Annotated in this window: 16 protein-coding genes; 4 read left to right on the top strand and 12 right to left on the bottom strand. The window is 35.9% G+C overall.

Annotated elements, in window-relative coordinates; all coding sequences use genetic code 11:
- Positions 1-4: 4 nt before the first annotated feature.
- Entirely contained in the window at positions 5-610 is a 606-nt protein-coding gene (locus NTX65_08855; GenBank protein ID MCX6169437.1) for a PH domain-containing protein, read from the top strand.
- Here the strand turns inward: NTX65_08855 and NTX65_08850 are convergent.
- The 11 genes from NTX65_08850 to NTX65_08800 form a co-directional block, all read right to left on the bottom strand.
- Positions 605-1,321: a class I SAM-dependent methyltransferase gene (locus NTX65_08850; protein MCX6169436.1), complete on the bottom strand. Its 717-nt coding sequence runs from the start codon at positions 1,319-1,321 to the stop codon at positions 605-607. The genes NTX65_08855 and NTX65_08850 overlap by 6 nt on opposite strands.
- 158 nt (positions 1,322-1,479) lie before the next feature.
- Complete coding sequence (locus NTX65_08845) at positions 1,480-3,699, bottom strand: nitric-oxide reductase large subunit (protein MCX6169435.1); 2,220 nt, start codon at positions 3,697-3,699, stop codon at positions 1,480-1,482.
- A gap of 105 nt (positions 3,700-3,804) precedes the next feature.
- Positions 3,805-4,140 carry a cupin domain-containing protein gene (locus NTX65_08840; protein MCX6169434.1) on the bottom strand — a complete coding sequence of 112 codons (336 nt, stop codon included), beginning with the start codon at positions 4,138-4,140 and terminating at the stop codon, positions 3,805-3,807.
- Between the two features lie 41 nt (positions 4,141-4,181).
- Positions 4,182-4,775, bottom strand: a complete 594-nt coding sequence (locus NTX65_08835) for a DUF6448 family protein (protein ID MCX6169433.1) — start codon at positions 4,773-4,775, stop codon at positions 4,182-4,184.
- A gap of 149 nt (positions 4,776-4,924) precedes the next feature.
- Positions 4,925-5,482, bottom strand: a complete 558-nt coding sequence (locus NTX65_08830; GenBank protein ID MCX6169432.1) for a DUF488 domain-containing protein — start codon at positions 5,480-5,482, stop codon at positions 4,925-4,927.
- 1 nt (position 5,483) lies between these two features.
- On the bottom strand, positions 5,484-5,942 hold the full coding sequence (locus tag NTX65_08825) for a carboxymuconolactone decarboxylase family protein (protein MCX6169431.1): 459 nt from the start codon (positions 5,940-5,942) through the stop codon (positions 5,484-5,486).
- Positions 5,943-6,104: 162 nt separating this feature from the next.
- Positions 6,105-6,857 (bottom strand): iron-sulfur cluster repair di-iron protein, encoded by a 753-nt coding sequence (gene ric / locus NTX65_08820; protein ID MCX6169430.1) that lies wholly within the window; start codon positions 6,855-6,857, stop codon positions 6,105-6,107.
- A gap of 1 nt (position 6,858) precedes the next feature.
- On the bottom strand, positions 6,859-7,512 hold the full coding sequence (locus NTX65_08815; GenBank protein ID MCX6169429.1) for an SCO family protein: 654 nt from the start codon (positions 7,510-7,512) through the stop codon (positions 6,859-6,861).
- A 15-nt stretch (positions 7,513-7,527) separates the two neighbouring features.
- Positions 7,528-8,328: a formylglycine-generating enzyme family protein gene (locus NTX65_08810; protein MCX6169428.1), complete on the bottom strand. Its 801-nt coding sequence runs from the start codon at positions 8,326-8,328 to the stop codon at positions 7,528-7,530.
- A 12-nt stretch (positions 8,329-8,340) separates the two neighbouring features.
- Positions 8,341-9,867 carry a copper-containing nitrite reductase gene (gene nirK, locus NTX65_08805; GenBank protein ID MCX6169427.1) on the bottom strand — a complete coding sequence of 509 codons (1,527 nt, stop codon included), beginning with the start codon at positions 9,865-9,867 and terminating at the stop codon, positions 8,341-8,343.
- Positions 9,868-10,119: 252 nt separating this feature from the next.
- Positions 10,120-10,962 (bottom strand): 4Fe-4S binding protein, encoded by an 843-nt coding sequence (locus NTX65_08800; protein MCX6169426.1) that lies wholly within the window; start codon positions 10,960-10,962, stop codon positions 10,120-10,122.
- 114 nt (positions 10,963-11,076) lie between these two features.
- Between NTX65_08800 and NTX65_08795 the strand changes: the two genes are divergently transcribed.
- The 3 genes from NTX65_08795 (at position 11,077) to NTX65_08785 (ending at position 14,662) form a co-directional block, all read left to right on the top strand.
- Positions 11,077-12,180 carry a 4Fe-4S binding protein gene (locus NTX65_08795; GenBank protein ID MCX6169425.1) on the top strand — a complete coding sequence of 368 codons (1,104 nt, stop codon included), beginning with the start codon at positions 11,077-11,079 and terminating at the stop codon, positions 12,178-12,180.
- Positions 12,181-12,333: 153 nt separating this feature from the next.
- Positions 12,334-14,283, top strand: coding sequence for a TonB-dependent receptor (locus NTX65_08790; protein ID MCX6169424.1), 1,950 nt, complete (start codon positions 12,334-12,336; stop codon positions 14,281-14,283).
- Positions 14,284-14,332: 49 nt separating this feature from the next.
- The gene (locus NTX65_08785; GenBank protein ID MCX6169423.1) at positions 14,333-14,662 is read left to right on the top strand and encodes a DHCW motif cupin fold protein; all 330 of its coding nucleotides are present in this window, start codon (positions 14,333-14,335) and stop codon (positions 14,660-14,662) included.
- A gap of 86 nt (positions 14,663-14,748) precedes the next feature.
- Here NTX65_08785 and NTX65_08780 read toward each other — a convergent pair whose 3' ends face one another.
- A complete protein-coding gene (locus NTX65_08780; protein MCX6169422.1) occupies positions 14,749-15,576 on the bottom strand; it encodes a hypothetical protein in 828 nt (275 codons plus the stop codon).
- Between the last annotated feature and the right edge of the window lies 1 nt (position 15,577).

Below are 15,577 nucleotides of genomic sequence, written 5' to 3'. Positions count from 1 at the left end.
ATAAATGAGAACGCCTTTAAGAAATGAAGAAAAAATTATTTTTGAAACTCATAAGCATTGGTTCGTTTTAATACTCCCTTTAATAATTACACTTATACTCATTACCTCTTCAGTCGTTATATACATTTTTACAAAATTAGAAATAAAAATATGGTGGCATTTTATAGTACCCGTATTCGCATTCCTTTACTTTATTTACAAATACTTTTCATGGAAATTTGATATATGGGTTGTTACAAGTCATAGAGTTATAGATGAGTTTGGCGTTTTTTCAATCAACTCTAAAGAAAGTCCCATTGATAAAATTAATAACGTATCCTATCAGCAGTCTCTTTTGGGAAGAATGTTTGGTTTTGGAAATGTACAGATTCAAACGGCTGCCGAGATGGGGGAAACAAGTTACATTTATATTTCGCGTCCACAGAAATTGAAGGAAGCCCTTTCCACCGCTCAGGAATTGTATAAAGATTTCCAAATGAATAAGCAGGCATTTAAACTCGCAGATGCGGTCGATGGAGAGATAGGCGAAGAGATGAAAGAATGTCCTTACTGTGCGGAAAAAATTAAAGCCAAGGCAAAAGTTTGCCGCTACTGCAAAAGAGATTTATAATTTCTTAACAGCTTCGATAAACATATCTTTAGAATTATTCGCAATGAATTTTTCGTCTTCAAAATTTTTCATAAATTCTATTTTTTCAAAGCCGGCGGCTTTAAGGTAAGATTCAATTTCATTTTTTGTATGCGGGTAATGTTTTGTAGTAACAAGTTTAAAATCTTTTGGGGAGTTCTGTTGAAACGAAAGAATGTTGAAGTCAAGATCGTTCTTGCGGAAATCGTAAAAGCGGATAATAATTTTTCCGTCCCTGTTGGCAATATTGTTAATTCTTTTATTCTCCTTTTTGATTAACCCGTAATTCAAAATATGAAGAAAGACTTTCCCGCCGGGCAAAAGCAGCCCATAAATTTTCTTAATTGCGCTTTTTAATTGTTTGCTCTCTAAGTGTGCAATTGTATTTCCTACCGATACAATAAAATTGTATTTGCCCTTGTCGCTTTTGGGCAGTGAATCGAATGATTGAATATGGGTTTCTATCTCGACTTTATATTTGATTGAATTTTGTTTCACTTCGTCTATCATTTTAGGTGAAATATCAAATGCAGTCATATGATGACCATTCAGAGCAAGTGCAATTGAATCCAAACCGATCCCGCAGCCAATATCTGCCGCACACCCTTTTGTGGGAAATATTTTCTGATAAGCTTTTACTCGAAGATCCAGATTTTTTTCGAAATCGATCATCTTCTCATAAAAATCGGAAATCTCATCGTAGAAAGAATCAACTTTAAGAATTGAAAGATGTTTTTTTTTTCATAGTATCTATTCCGAATGTCAATTACAATTTGTTCACTTCACAAATTTAATAGGATTAAAAAGGCTCGCATGAAAGTACGAGCCTTTTACTAAAGGAAGCAAAACTGTTATTTTTTTGTTTTAAAAAACTTAATAGATAATCTTGCTATAAAATAAACTAAAACAATTACACCGATTGCAAAAATTGTATCTCCAAAAGCTCGCGTCCATCGTAGTGTATCCATTAATGGAGTTTGTAAAAATTCCGAACTTCTTGCATACCAATAACCATATTGAACTGAAGCCCATGTTTGCATTAAACCAACCGGAAGTAAACTGAAAATAACCATTGCGAATAAACCGAAGTTGATTGACCAGAACGAAAATTTAAGCGGCTTTTCATTCCATTCAATATCTGGTCTTATTGCCCGCAATGTAAACAACATTAAACCGATTCCAAGCATTCCGTAAACACCGAATAATGCTGCGTGTGCATGTACCGGAGTTGTGTTCAGTCCTTGCATATAGTAAAGAGCAATTGGTGGATTAATCATAAACCCAAATAATCCCGCGCCCAGCATATTCCAAAACGCTACAGCAACAAAATAATATATAGGCCATTTGTATTTTAAAACCCATTCTTTAGATTTTGAAATACGAATGTTATCCCACGCTTCATAACCAACAAAAATAAGCGGCACAACTTCAAGTGCGCTAAATACGGCTCCCAAAGTCAGAGCGATCATTGGTGTGCCGCTGAAATATAAATGATGCAAAGTGCCGATTATACCGCCGGATAAAAATATAGTCGAAGCCAGAACTGTTGCGCGAGCTGTTGTTTTTATGCTGATTAATTTTAATCGGGCAAATAAAAACGCAATTACAACTGTAGCAAATACTTCAAAGAATCCTTCAACCCAAAGATGCACAACCCACCATCGCCAGTATTCGACAATTGTTAAATTTGTGTGTTTACCATACATAAGTGCGGCACCGTAGAAAAGTGCAATTGCTACAGAGGAAATTAAAAATAATGTGAGAATCTGTTTTTGATCATCTTTCTTTTTCAATGCAGGTTTTATTGCTCTCACCATTAAAACTAACCAGAGAAGTAAACCAATGAAAAGTGCGGCCTGAAAAAATCTTCCAAGATCAATGTATTCATATCCGCTATGACCAAACAAGAACCAATTACTGTCAGACATTTTGTTCATAACACTCAGCCATTCGCCAGCCATCGAACCAAGAACAACAACAAGAAGAGCGCCGAATAAAACATTCACACCCAGTCTTTGATATTTTGGTTCCACACCGCTTACTGCTGGACCGATGTAAAGACCTGAAGCGAGCCAAGCAGTTGCAATCCAAAAAATTCCTAATTGATTATGCCACGTTCTTGTTATTGTATACGGAAGATATTTTGATAAAGGAATTCCGTAAAAACCATTGCCCTCTACTGCGTAGTGCGCCGTTATTATTCCCATCACTATTTGGAGTAGCAATAATCCCGATACAACCCAAAAATATTTTATTACAGCCTTTTGAGAAGGAGTTACAACAGATCCAAGTAAAGGATCGTCTTTAGGGACATCACCATAAGGTTTTTCTTTTTCTTGAGATCCGTAATACCAAATCATTCCGCCAATGCCGGCAAGAAGCACAATAATACTAACACCCGTCCACACAACAGCATCTCCAGTTGGATGATTATCCACTAACTCTTCATGTGGCCAATTACTTGTATAAGTGATCTCATCATTCGGGCGATTAGTTGATGCTGCCCATGAAGTCCAGAAGAAAAACGCGCTTAGCTTGCGGAGTTTTTCATGATCGGTAAGTGAATTTTTCCTAATGGCATATTCATTCCTGCCGTTTGAAAAAACGTCGCTGAAATGTTTGGTATTATCTTCGATAGCTTTGGCGCGCACTGGATCAATAGTGATAGTTCCGGCAGACTCATTAAAAGTATTTTTTCTAAATAAGTTTTGTAATCGTGATTTTAAAGCGGCTTGATCTTCATTACCCAGTTTGGAATAATCTTTACCAAATTGCGCTTGTGCCCAATAATTTAATACAAAGATTGATTCTCTGTGAAGCCAATCCGCTGTCCAATCCGGCGCAACATAACTGCCATGACCCCAAACAGAACCGACTTCCATTCCACCAAGAGCCTGCCAAATGTTTTGACCTTCTTCAATATCGTTTTTTGTGAAGACCGTTTGACCATCGGATGTAACTATTTTATCTGGTATAGGAGGAGCTAACTGATAAATTTTTGTACCAACCCATCCAAGTACAGAAAATGATATCACAATCACCGATGCAAAGGCGATCCAATGCTTTTTCATGACTATCCTTCCTAAAAGTTATTTGATTAATTATTATTTATAATTTTCAATTAGAGTTCATATTCTTTTTACATGTAGTTATGATCTCAGAATGTTTCGTGATAATTATTTAATCATGATTAAAATCATCTTTGATTTTTGAATCGCCTTCAACCCGTGTGGAATATTTGGCGGCATTACAATTATTTCACCAGCTCTAACGTCATAAGGATTTCCGGCAATTCTAATTTCCATTTTGCCGTCAATTATATAAACAACAGCTTCATAAGGAGAAGTATGTTCGGTTAATGCTTCATCTTTATCGAATGCAAAGAGAGTAATATTTCCATTCGTTTTTTTAAGGATCTGTTTGCTCACGATTGAGTTCGATTGATATTGAACTTCGTTTATTAATTCCTTGGGTGAAAGATCATTCATTGATTCATTTGTATCTTCGGCCATTTCATTTTTCTCCTTTAGATAATAAAATTAATTTTGTGTTTTCAATGTTTATTGTGTCCTTTCTTACCATTATCATTAGTGCCATAAAGTTCTTCAATAAAATGGATGAAATGAACATAAGCTTCAACATATTCTCTTCCCGCTTTTACATCATTCACATTATAGTCTGTCTTAGCCTGAACCAAGTTGAACAATTCGTTCACTTTAGAGTGATCTTTTTTGTCTAGATGAGCTAAGATATTTTTCACAGATTTTTTCTCTATTGCAATATCTGCTTCTGCAATTCCTTTTTCGGGCTTATAGCCGATTGGCTTCAAACCGGTATAACCTTCACCTTCACCCATTCTGTGAAGCCTCACAACAGTTTCAAAGAAATACATCACAGCTAATTCCTTTGCCTCTCCGCCCGCTTTTCTAACGCGTAAAACTTTGTCAAACAAACTCTTTATCTCTTTCTCATCTCCAGCTTTCACCCATACTAAAACATAATTAATGTTTCCAGTCTCAAGAGCTTTTTGAGAAGCCTTAACAACAGGACCTTCCATAGAATCACAATGAGCAGAAACCGTGTTTGAAAAGATGAAAATGAATGATGCATAGAATAACATCCGTAAATATTTTGAATTGAGTAACATAATAACCTCCTAAATCGGTCTAAATATTATTTCGTTTAAATAGCTGGTTCCTTTTTTAACCGAGTGATTTCTTTATCAATGGAGAAAGTAAGTAAGGAGGTCTTAAGTACCCTCCCTTCAGTCTCTCTCTTTTTGTGTCGGACATTTTTTTACTCAGTTTTATTCTCTGATAATTCTTCAGAGGAATAATCAAGTTTACCATTTTTTATTTTTGCCGGTTGCGTGAATGGGTGTTCTTCTGTTTTATGATTTGATAGGATATGAATAACTTTCCAATCATTTAATTTCAGGTAATCTGCAATCAGTGAACGATGACATTTCCACCAGAGAACTTCGGCACACATGATTGCTGTTCTATTTTTCTCGGCAATAAAAATTAATTCATCAATACCAATTTTAAAGTTTGCTGTTTCCATATAATCCGCATAACCGCGAAAAGCGGCATGCTGCCAAGCTGTATTTTTAGAATTTTTATTAACTTTTCTTCTGCCGCCAAGATTAGGAATATGAATATAATTGATCTCATTCGCCGGAAGAGATACCATGAGATTTTCTTTATTGAATTGGGGAAATTTACTCGAACCTGGAAGACTACGTACGTCCGCAATTAATTTTATATCAAACGTCTTGAGATTACCAATAAATTCATCTAAAGTTTTAGTTGAATGACCGATTGTCCAGATAATTTTATCTTCTAATTTGTTCATATTATTTTGCTGATAGGTGCGAAACATAATTTCCAACTTCGGATCGAAATCCAACTGCTAGTCGGTTCCAACTATTAATTGTAACTATAGCCAATGTTAATTCAACCAATTCTTCAGGTGAAAACAGACTCTCAGCTTCTTTGTAAATATTCTCGGGTGCACCGGATTCAGATATAAGTGTTAATACTTCACACCATGCAAGAGCAGCGCGTTCACGCGGAGAATAAAATGGAGCCTCTTTCCAAGCAGACAATACGTGAATTCTTTGTTCGCTTTCGCCAAGTGCAATTGCATCTTTTGTATGCATATCAAGGCAATGAGCACAGCCGTTAATCTGGGATGCTCTAATTTTAACCAATTCTAGAAGTTTGTGGTCAAGACTGTTTTGGTCAACTACCTGTTGTAAGCCCAACATTGCTTTATATCCTTCGGGTGATGTTTTATACCAATCTAAACGCATTTAATATTCCTTTCAAAGAGAATTTCAATTGTATTATTTACTCCGTTTCACAGTACTTTAATTGGTTCAAGAATGTTACAATAGCACATGCATAGCAAATAATACTGTTTTTAATAAAGTATTTAACCGTTGAAGACATTATTAATTTGTTTTCTATTTGTCTCAAATTTTCAAGAGTAATTCTTCAAGCTCAATTGCTCGTGGAAATAAAATATTGTTTTCCAGATGAACATGCTTGTGCAGATCTTTCTCAAATTCGTCAAGTTCTTTATATGTTACCTGGAAAGTCGTGCATGCATCCGCCGGTAAAGAATAGTTATTAGTAAGAGCTCTAATCTTTTCCATTGCGCCGCCTGCAGAGACGTGTTCAGCTTCCATCTGCCTGATTGGATTCTTAATTGTTCCGTATCCGCCGGTTTTAGGTTTCTCGTTAAATCTTTGAGATTCCGTTAAATATTTTACGATCGGGAAGAGAATGCGCTCCTCTTTCATCATGTGATTAGTCAATTCTTCGGCAACAAGAGCAAATATGTTTTGAATCTCTGAAATGTATGAATATTTTTTCCCGTGTGCGCTCTTAACTTTTTCAAGATGCGCGGTAATCTCTGGAATTGCATTTTTTACATATGTATGGTGATTGTTAACAATATACTGTGCCAGAAAATTCAAATCCCACTCGGTATAACGCTGGCTCTCGGACGAAATAGATTGATTTACCTTGTTAAGTTCTTCAAGAAATTTGTTGTTTGAAATTTGTTTTTCTTTAAGTGCTTCCTGCAGAGACCGGTTTCCGTTACAACAAAAATCGATTCCAAATTTTTCGAATAACTCTACCGCATAAAAATTCTCCGCTACAACGTCCTTCACTTTCAAAAGTGAAAAGTCGTTAGTTGATTTTACTGATAATGTATTCATTTTACTGCTCCTTATTTTTATTAATTTCTTCTATTACATCTTGAACATCCTGATTCAGTCCAAAATGCTGATATGTCACTACTCCATTTTCATCCAAAACATTAATAATGTTTGAATGTGAAAAACTTCCGTCAGGTTCTTTTTTGTATTTGAATCCTAAGACAGCTGCCAGCTCGCTAATACCGTTTTCATCACCGGTTAGCAGATGCCATCGTTTCATGTCAAGTTTGTTGTTCTTTGCATATTGAGTTAATGCTTCCGGAGTATCGCGTTTTGAATCAATTGAGACCAAAAGAAAGTCTACATCATTCTGTTTAATTTTGGATTCAATTTTTTTCATATCGTTTACAATTAACGGACAAGCATAAGTGCAGTTTGCAAAGATCATCGCCATTATTTGTTTTTTGCCTTTTAAATTATTCAGAGTAATTTTATTTCCGGATTCGGTTTTCCAAACGGATTCCAATTGGTAAATTGAATTATCATTAGCTTTATCATTTTTTAAATTTGCACAACATGATTTAACTTCCGACGATGATTGTTTTACTTCTTTAAGCGGGGCACTTTCAACATTTTTTACTCCAATTAATAAATAAAGAACAACGCCAAGAAGAACCACGCTTACAGTCGCTGAAATTATTAATGCTTTTTTCATTTTGTAAATCCTTTCTTATTTGTAATCTTTCGCACAACGAAAACCGAGATTGCTCGTCGTGTAATTTGCTTTCAAACTGCTTCTGAATGCAGAGCGCATGAATGCCGGGTAGTTTTTGAAATCGGATGCATTCACAGATCCGCTACCGCAAAAAAGATTTCTTTCTAATCCGCTGTCACCACGGGATTCTCCTGTGACAAGTGAACTAAAGAAATCTGATGTCCATTCCCAAACCAACCCGTGCATATCGTAGATGCCCCAATAATTTTTTCCTCTTGAACCTACTGGAGAAATTTTTTCAGTTGTCGGTTGTGAGTACCATTCTAAAATTTGTTTGATATAGTTCTGATCTTTAGATCCGTCCGCTTGTTTTACGCTTGCTTTTGCCACTAATTCCCATTCTGCCACAGAGGGCAATCTTTTTTTGTAGTACTCGCAATAGGCTTTTGCTGCAAACCATGAAATATTCGTTACCGGACCGTTTGGCAGAACATTTTCCCCTAATTCTAAATCGTCTTTCCAGCTGCTTAAATAGTTCTCATCGGCAAAAAGTTTTTTTGCTTTTGATCTCTGCCATCTGGGATTCTCTTTAACAAACTTTAAAAACTGTGAGTTTGTTACCGCGTATTTATCAATGAAGAACGGCGTAACTTCAACTCCGGGACCTTCTTTTTTCGAAATGTAAAGTGGCGTATAAATACCGCCTTTAATAAACACCATCTCTTCATTAGCATTTATTTTTTTGTTCTGAGCGAATGAAGAATAGCTCATCAAAACAAAAAAGATTAAAACGATATTGATTTTATTAATTTTCATCTTCGTGTCATTCTATTTCTTTGCGGCTCTAACTTTTTTTACTTCTTCGGCTGAGACAGCAACATCCTTGCCCGCAAATTTTTTATAAACATAGGTTAAAACCGCAGCCGACTGAAGATCGCTTAGATTTTGTGGAGGCATAATGCCATTGTATGTTTTATTATTAACTGTCAATTCACCTGTTCTTCCGGCAATTACATTTTTAATCGCTTCTTCTTTTGAATGGGTTTTAAGCCAATCAGAATTCGCCAGCGGCGGAAATACATTCGCAATTCCTTTCCCATCTGCTTGATGGCACGCAACACAACTCTGATTAAAAACGCTTTGACCTATGTTGAACATTTCTGTTGGGGAAGAGGCTTTAGATCCTTCTGCCATTGCTGTCTTTAAAAGATTCTCATCAACCTTGCTGTCACCAGCTGAGTATTTCGAAGCATATCCTTCTTTTCCGTTTTCCTTACTTAATTCACCCGTAAAAGGATTAACCCCGCTGGTAGTAGAAATAGAGCCTGAATAAAGTTCGTCTTTCTGTTTACCCGAATAAATAGTTTTATCTTCAGCTCCGCTAACAGTCAGCATTCCAAGAGCGCCTTTATTAAATGCCCGGAAAATCGAATGATCTACCATTATGAAATTTCCCGGTACATTGACTTTGAATTCTACAATTGATGAACCTCCGGCGGGAATCAATGTTGTCTGAACATTTTTTTGAGTTGCATAATTTCCCCCTTCGGTGTACACCTGATCAAAAATTTCTCCAATAACATGAAATGATGAAATCAAATTCGGTCCGCCGTTTCCAATATAAAGTCTAACTTTTTCTCCGACATTAGCTTTCAATGATTTATCGCCAACCAACGAACCAACCGAACCGTTGAATACAACATAATCCGGTGTTTCGGTTAATGCTTTTTGCATACTGAACGGCTGCAGACCGGCATCGCCGTAATTTCCTTCTGTATAAAACTCACTCTGCATTATGTAATATTCGCGGTCAACTGGCGGCAATCCTTCTTTCGGTTCAACTAATATTAAACCGTACATTCCATTTGCGATGTGCATTCCAACCGGAGCCGTGGCGCAGTGATAAACAAATAGTCCGGGATTTTTTACTGTGAATGAAAAAATTGATGTATGTCCTGGAGCCGTAAAAGAAGATGTTGCCCCTCCTCCAGGTCCGGTTACGGCATGCAGATCAATATTGTGAGGAAGTTTATTGAGCGGATGATTGTGAAGATGAAATTCAATTAAATCTCCTTCGCGGACTCGAATAAAACTTCCAGGTACATCGCCGCCGAAAGTCCAAAAAACATAATCAACTCCATCAGAAAGTTGCTTTATAACTTCCCGCACTTCCAGATCAACAATAACTTTTGTCGGATGTTTCCTTGTAATTGCCGGTGGGACATAAGGTGCTTGAGTTAGTTGCGCATGCTCTTCTCCGATTATTTGATCTGAGGATTCACTGTCACAACTCATTATTAGGGTTGACAATACAATTATTAAAAGTAGTCTAAGTGTAACAATTGCTGATTTCATACTTTGATCCTTTCAAAATAAAGAGAACGTCTTGTCTTATTATACTGCAAAAAAATATTTATTTTATTTTCGGGATTTGTTGCTCAAATCCTTTTGTTTGATAAAGGAATTTTAATTCCGATTACAAGTTAATTGAACTCGGACGATCTGTCAAGTTATATTTTTAACGTGTCCTCTTTGTCCGATTTGGAGGGAAGGTACTGCTAGGGCTTAATAGTTCAGAAACTCAATATGTAGTCTAACGGCTGGGGGTCAATTCAATTTAGAGGTTTGTAAAATTTCTCCGGTATGACTCAAAATTGTAATTATTGTAGGAATCTTACTATTAGAAATGTCAATCGCTTGCTGAACCAACTGTACAAGACCGCCGCAACAAGGTACTTGCATTATTAATACGGTTATCGATTTTAGATTTGATTCGTTAATCATTGTTACTAATTTTTCAAGATAGACTTGTTTATTGGAATCAAGCTTTGGGCATGCGATTGCAAGTGATTTTCTTTTCAAGAAATCTTTTTGGAAATCGGGATAAACAAATCCGCAGCAGTCTGCTGCAAGTAAGAAATCGGAATTTCTGTAATATGCCGCGTTCGGTGAAACAAGATGAAACTGTATCGGCCACTGCCTTAAATGAGAAACACGGGAATCATTCCCATCTTCATTATCGTCAATGTTTTCAATACTCATCTCTTGAGAACCGGGACAGCCGCGATGAGATTTATTTTCTTCAAGTTCATTTGAAGAGATGGGATTTTCAATTTTGTTGTCGCGTAAATATTCAAGAGCGAGTGTTAGGTATTCAAATTCTTGATGATTACGGAGATGTACAAGGTGGGCTTTAATTACGTTTGTTCCTCCGGCGGCAATATATTTCATTACTTTCTTTTCATCGTAAGGTTCCGCTTCACGCTCCTCGACAGTTAATGCTTCGAGAGGGCAGTTTCCAAGACAGGCTCCAAGTCCATCACAAAAGAGATCGCTGATCAAACGTGCTTTACCGTCTATAATCTGCAATGCACCTTCATGGCATTCCGGAACGCAATTTCCGCAACCATCGCACTTTTCTTCATCAATTTTTATGATTTTTCTAAGCATTTTATTACCCACTTGATAAACAGAGTTTTTTTTCTGATATTAATATAGAAAGATTTTTTCTTTATTCAAAAAGGGGTTGTTAGAAAAATTGTTAAGTAAATTGAAAGTAATAGAATGAGTTCAAAGTATATAAAGAATATGGACAAGCCCATCCAGAAGATCAGATTTGCTGTTCAAATCATCTTTGCACTTCTCTGCATCTGGATTGGAATTGAGTTTTCACAATTTGTATCCTATCTAGAATCTCATGGATCGGGTGTTTTTCACCAGAGACCTCCCGGCGTAGAAGGATTTTTACCAATCAGTTCACTTATGAGTGTTGTGTATTTCATTCAAACAGGGCAAGTGCATAATGTTCATCCGGCAGGTTTTTTTATTTTTCTCGCTATTGCCGGAGTTTCATTGGTATTTGGAAAAGCTTTCTGCAGCTGGATGTGTCCGGTAGGTTTTATTTCTGAACTGGTTGGGGACTTTGGAGATAAAATATGGAAGAAACTTTTTAAACGCAGAATAAAACTTCCAAGGTTTATTGATTATCCATTACGGATGGTTAAATATTTACTTCTCGCATTCTTTGCTTTCGCGATTTTTTCTATGACAGAAACTGCGCTAGCGTTTTTCTTAAGCGACACATACAATATTGCTGCAGATGTTAAAATGTATTACTTCTTTGCAAATATTTCCAGGTTTTCTTTGATTGTAATTGGCGTTTTATTCATGCTATCAATACTTATAAGAAATTTCTGGTGCCGGTATTTATGTCCCTACGGTGCACTGCTTGGGCTGGTTGGATTTCTGAGTCCGAATAAAATAAAAAGAAATTCAGCGAGTTGTATTGATTGCGGATTGTGTGCAAAAGCTTGTCCCTCATTTATAAAAGTTGATAAGGTTATTACTGTTCGTTCGGATGAATGTACTTCGTGTTTGAGCTGTGTAGATGTGTGTCCAGTAGAAAATACTCTTGAAGTAAAAAATATATTTAACCGAAAAAAGGTTTCGAAAAAATTTATTGCTGCGGGTGTGATATTAATTTTTATTGCGATAACCGGAATTGGTATGCTAAGCGGAAATTGGCAGAATAAAGTCTCGAAAGATGAATACTTGATTATACACAAAAAATTAGACGCTATAGGGCATCCTACAAGTCCTTCCGAATTTGAAGAACTTAATAAGTCTACTCAACAAGGAAAAGTTAAAGTCGAAGAAAAAGTCAATTAGAGAAATTGATTCATTATAAGTCTTTCGCATTCCGGCAAAATAATTTTATTATTTTGAGGTCGGGATTAATCACTCTTATCGTTTGATAGTGAAATCGTATCACCAATAACAAAAACATACTTCGGATATTTCGAGCCATTATTGAATGAACCAATGAAAATTATTTACGGTTTAATCCTCTCTTGGTTAATTACACCACAAATTTATTCACAAGTGAAAACAGATTCGCTAAAGATTTACAATCTGGGCGAAATAATCGTAACCTCTCAACAGAGTAACATAATAAAATCATCAAGTGTATTTGATATCTATCTTGACAGAATAGAATCTACTGGCGGAACTGATTTATCAAAGGCAGTAGCGAATAATCCTGGGGTTTATGTATCAACATCTTCGAAAAACGAATCAAAAATTTATTTACGCGGTTTCGATCAAAGAGAAATCGCAATATTTATTGACGGTGTTCCTATTTATCAGCCATACGACGGACTAGTTGATTTAAGCAACATTCCGATTAATGCAATCGAAAAAATTACAATTAGTAAGGGAATGCCTTCTTTACTTTACGGAACCAATTCGATGGGTGGAACCATAAACCTTCTATCCAAAACGAGCGACCGTCCGCTAGAAGTAGATGTTAATCTGGAATACGGATTTGGAAATAAAGAATCAGTAGGTCTAAATGGCATAATAGATAAAATTTTCTATTCATTGAACGGAACGTTTTCAAAATCGGGCGGGTTTGATCTTCCAAAAACTTTTTCATCAGCAAAAAATGAAAACGGAGGAGAGAGAAAGAACAGTCAATTTGAAAACCGCGGCGGTATGTTAAAACTTGGTGTTACTGATTTTCTTAATATTGATTTAGCTTATACCCTTATGCTAATAGACAACGAAAAGGGGATTCCAACAGATATATATACTTCGAAGCCGCGTTATTGGAGATTTAGCGATTGGAAAAAGAGTATCAATAATCTGATGTTTAAAACAACCGTAGAAAAAGATTTTGAAATAAAAGGAAATCTGTTTTTCGAACAATTTAAAAATATTCTAGATTCTTATGATGACGCGAACTTTAAAACACAATTGAAACCTTACGCATTTCGCTCAACTTATGATGACCATTCTCTCGGCATAAATTTATCTTCTTCTTTTAATATAGAACAGGCAGGATTAACAAGATTATCTCTTTCATACAGAAAAGATGTTCATAAAGAGGAGGGAAATTTCAACCAGGGATTCAAAGAGTACGAAGCAGATAATTTAAGTTTAGCCGCTGAACAGGATCTTCAAATTGGTAATAATTTATTTATTGTAGCCGGTGCCGGTATTAATTTCTTAAAACCGGTTTATGCAAACGGAGGAGAACTTCGATCATCAACTTCTATTTTTAATGAAAACTTTGGTGTAAATTATAAACCAAATGAGATGATAAGTGTTCATGCAAATCTTGCTAGCAAAAGCCGGTTTCCAAATCTAAAGGAATTTTATAGCGAGACAATAGGACGCTATGTTTCTAATCTGTATCTGAAGCCGGAACAAAGCTTGAATGCAGAAATTGGAATTTCATGCATTTATTCTAAACAGAATAATATCGGGCTGACAGTTTTTTATTCTGATATTAAAAATTTGATTCAAGAGGTTTCGGTAAACGACGGATTAAAGCAATTCCAAAATATAGGGAAAGCTGTTTTATCCGGTTTTGAATTTACGGCAGATTATCAGATAGAAAATTTCATAATTAATTTTAGCTATACATTTCTTTCAGCAAAAGACAGATCCGACAAGGCAGCATCCGATATACTTGAATACAGACCCGAACAGTTGATTTCTCTGATTCCTTCTTATTCATTTAAATCCGGTCTTAACTTAGTGAGTGAAATATCTTATACCGGAAAAGAGTACGGTGTTAATCTTGACACAGGTGCATTTGTCCCTATGCCGGATTATTTGCTGATAAGTTTTAAGGCGGCGCAAAAGATATTTGAGAATTACACACTCTATCTAAGAATTAACAATGTATTGGATAAGTATTATGAAGCAGATTACGGATATCCTCAAGCCGGTAGAGAATTTCTGTTTGGAATAAATATCAAATGGTAAAAAACCGACTATTTTTGATTTGCAATTAGTAATAAACGGACGGTGAAAAATGAAAATTGAAAATGTACCATTTACAGTAATTGATTGGAGCAAAGTTGTTCCAAAAGAATTTGCGGGGGAATCGGGAAAAGCTTTTTGGAAAATTTTTGAAGACGGAAATATTAGAGTTAGAATAGTGGAATACACTCCCGGTTATCTTGCGGATCACTGGTGCCGCCGCGGACATGTAATTTACATTTTAGAAGGTGAATTGATAACAGAATTGAAAGACGGTAGAGTTTTTAAACTTACACCGGGAATGAGTTATCAAGTTGCGGACGATAACGAACCGCACCGATCCAGAACTGAAACCGGCACTAAAATGTTTGTGGTTGATTAATGAAGAATTGAAGGGCTGATCTTTATAGCTGTGAAAAAGTTTATACAGCATTATTTCCAGGCATGTTATAAAAATCAGCACTCTTTTTATTTGATCAGTTCGTTTACTTTGTTCGTATCAAAAGTTGATTCAATAAAAATCAATTCCAAAGAAGAAATGATATTGAATACCCTTGCGACGTCATCTTTTCTCTCTGGTTGATTTTTCGAAACAAATCTTTGCATCTCCTTCGCCGATTCAAATTTAATTTGTGAGATGTAAGCGTAATCTTTTTTATTCTCTATGGGTAAGAGATAAATCTCGTAATTGGAATAATCCTCAAACAGATCCAGCCAATTTGGAAATCCGTTCTGTAATCCAAGTTTACCTTTCATGAATTTCATTTGATTCTTATACGAATCAAAGCTTTTTTTGTGGAATATTGCCGGTAGTTCGAAAGCGGCTTCTTTAGTTTTCGCCAAAACATTTTTGAATAGAGATATTGTTAGATTTTGCGCCTCTTTATTTCCTTTATCATTCGCAATGGAGATATAAAATTTTCCAACTGCAGCTTGAACTTGATAAGGCGTGATGCAAATATATTTTGCTAATGTATCACTCAAGGCACATTTAAAGCGCGATACGGAAAAAATTCCGAACGCAGCTTCTTCGTTATTCATTCTGTAAGTCTCAACTCTGAACTTGATTCCTTTCCATTCGACTTCTTGGAATAGCAATTTGGCAAATCCGTATTCAAGATAAATATCAGCACCGCCGTCAATTAGCCCCCAAAGCGCATTACCATCGTAATAACTTGACCGGATATTCCCACCGTCAATATCATCCTGGCTTAATGCCGGAAAATTTTTATCATCTTGCGCAAAAACAGTAGCGGAAAATATTAATAATATAATTACGGTTTGGAATAATTTCATC

Source organism: Ignavibacteriales bacterium (assembly GCA_026390795.1).
Classification (GTDB): Bacteria; Bacteroidota; Ignavibacteria; order Ignavibacteriales; family Melioribacteraceae; genus Fen-1258.
The sequence above is the reverse complement of the archived record's forward strand: the minus strand, read 5'-3'. Positions and strand labels throughout refer to the sequence as shown.

Coding starts and splice junctions, on each gene's coding strand:
- NTX65_08800 (MCX6169426.1), bottom strand. CDS start 10,962: ATGCTTAGAAAAATCATAAAAATTGATGAAGAAAAGTGCGATGGTTGC.
- ric (MCX6169430.1), bottom strand. CDS start 6,857: ATGAATACATTATCAGTAAAATCAACTAACGACTTTTCACTTTTGAAA.
- NTX65_08785 (MCX6169423.1), top strand. CDS start 14,333: ATGAAAATTGAAAATGTACCATTTACAGTAATTGATTGGAGCAAAGTT.
- NTX65_08790 (MCX6169424.1), top strand. CDS start 12,334: ATGAAAATTATTTACGGTTTAATCCTCTCTTGGTTAATTACACCACAA.
- NTX65_08845 (MCX6169435.1), bottom strand. CDS start 3,699: ATGAAAAAGCATTGGATCGCCTTTGCATCGGTGATTGTGATATCATTT.
- NTX65_08855 (MCX6169437.1), top strand. CDS start 5: ATGAGAACGCCTTTAAGAAATGAAGAAAAAATTATTTTTGAAACTCAT.
- NTX65_08815 (MCX6169429.1), bottom strand. CDS start 7,512: ATGAAAAAAGCATTAATAATTTCAGCGACTGTAAGCGTGGTTCTTCTT.
- NTX65_08835 (MCX6169433.1), bottom strand. CDS start 4,775: ATGTTACTCAATTCAAAATATTTACGGATGTTATTCTATGCATCATTC.
- NTX65_08825 (MCX6169431.1), bottom strand. CDS start 5,942: ATGCGTTTAGATTGGTATAAAACATCACCCGAAGGATATAAAGCAATG.
- nirK (MCX6169427.1), bottom strand. CDS start 9,867: ATGAAATCAGCAATTGTTACACTTAGACTACTTTTAATAATTGTATTG.
- NTX65_08810 (MCX6169428.1), bottom strand. CDS start 8,328: ATGAAAATTAATAAAATCAATATCGTTTTAATCTTTTTTGTTTTGATG.
- NTX65_08795 (MCX6169425.1), top strand. CDS start 11,077: ATGAGTTCAAAGTATATAAAGAATATGGACAAGCCCATCCAGAAGATC.
- NTX65_08840 (MCX6169434.1), bottom strand. CDS start 4,140: ATGGCCGAAGATACAAATGAATCAATGAATGATCTTTCACCCAAGGAA.
- NTX65_08780 (MCX6169422.1), bottom strand. CDS start 15,576: ATGAAATTATTCCAAACCGTAATTATATTATTAATATTTTCCGCTACT.
- NTX65_08830 (MCX6169432.1), bottom strand. CDS start 5,482: ATGAACAAATTAGAAGATAAAATTATCTGGACAATCGGTCATTCAACT.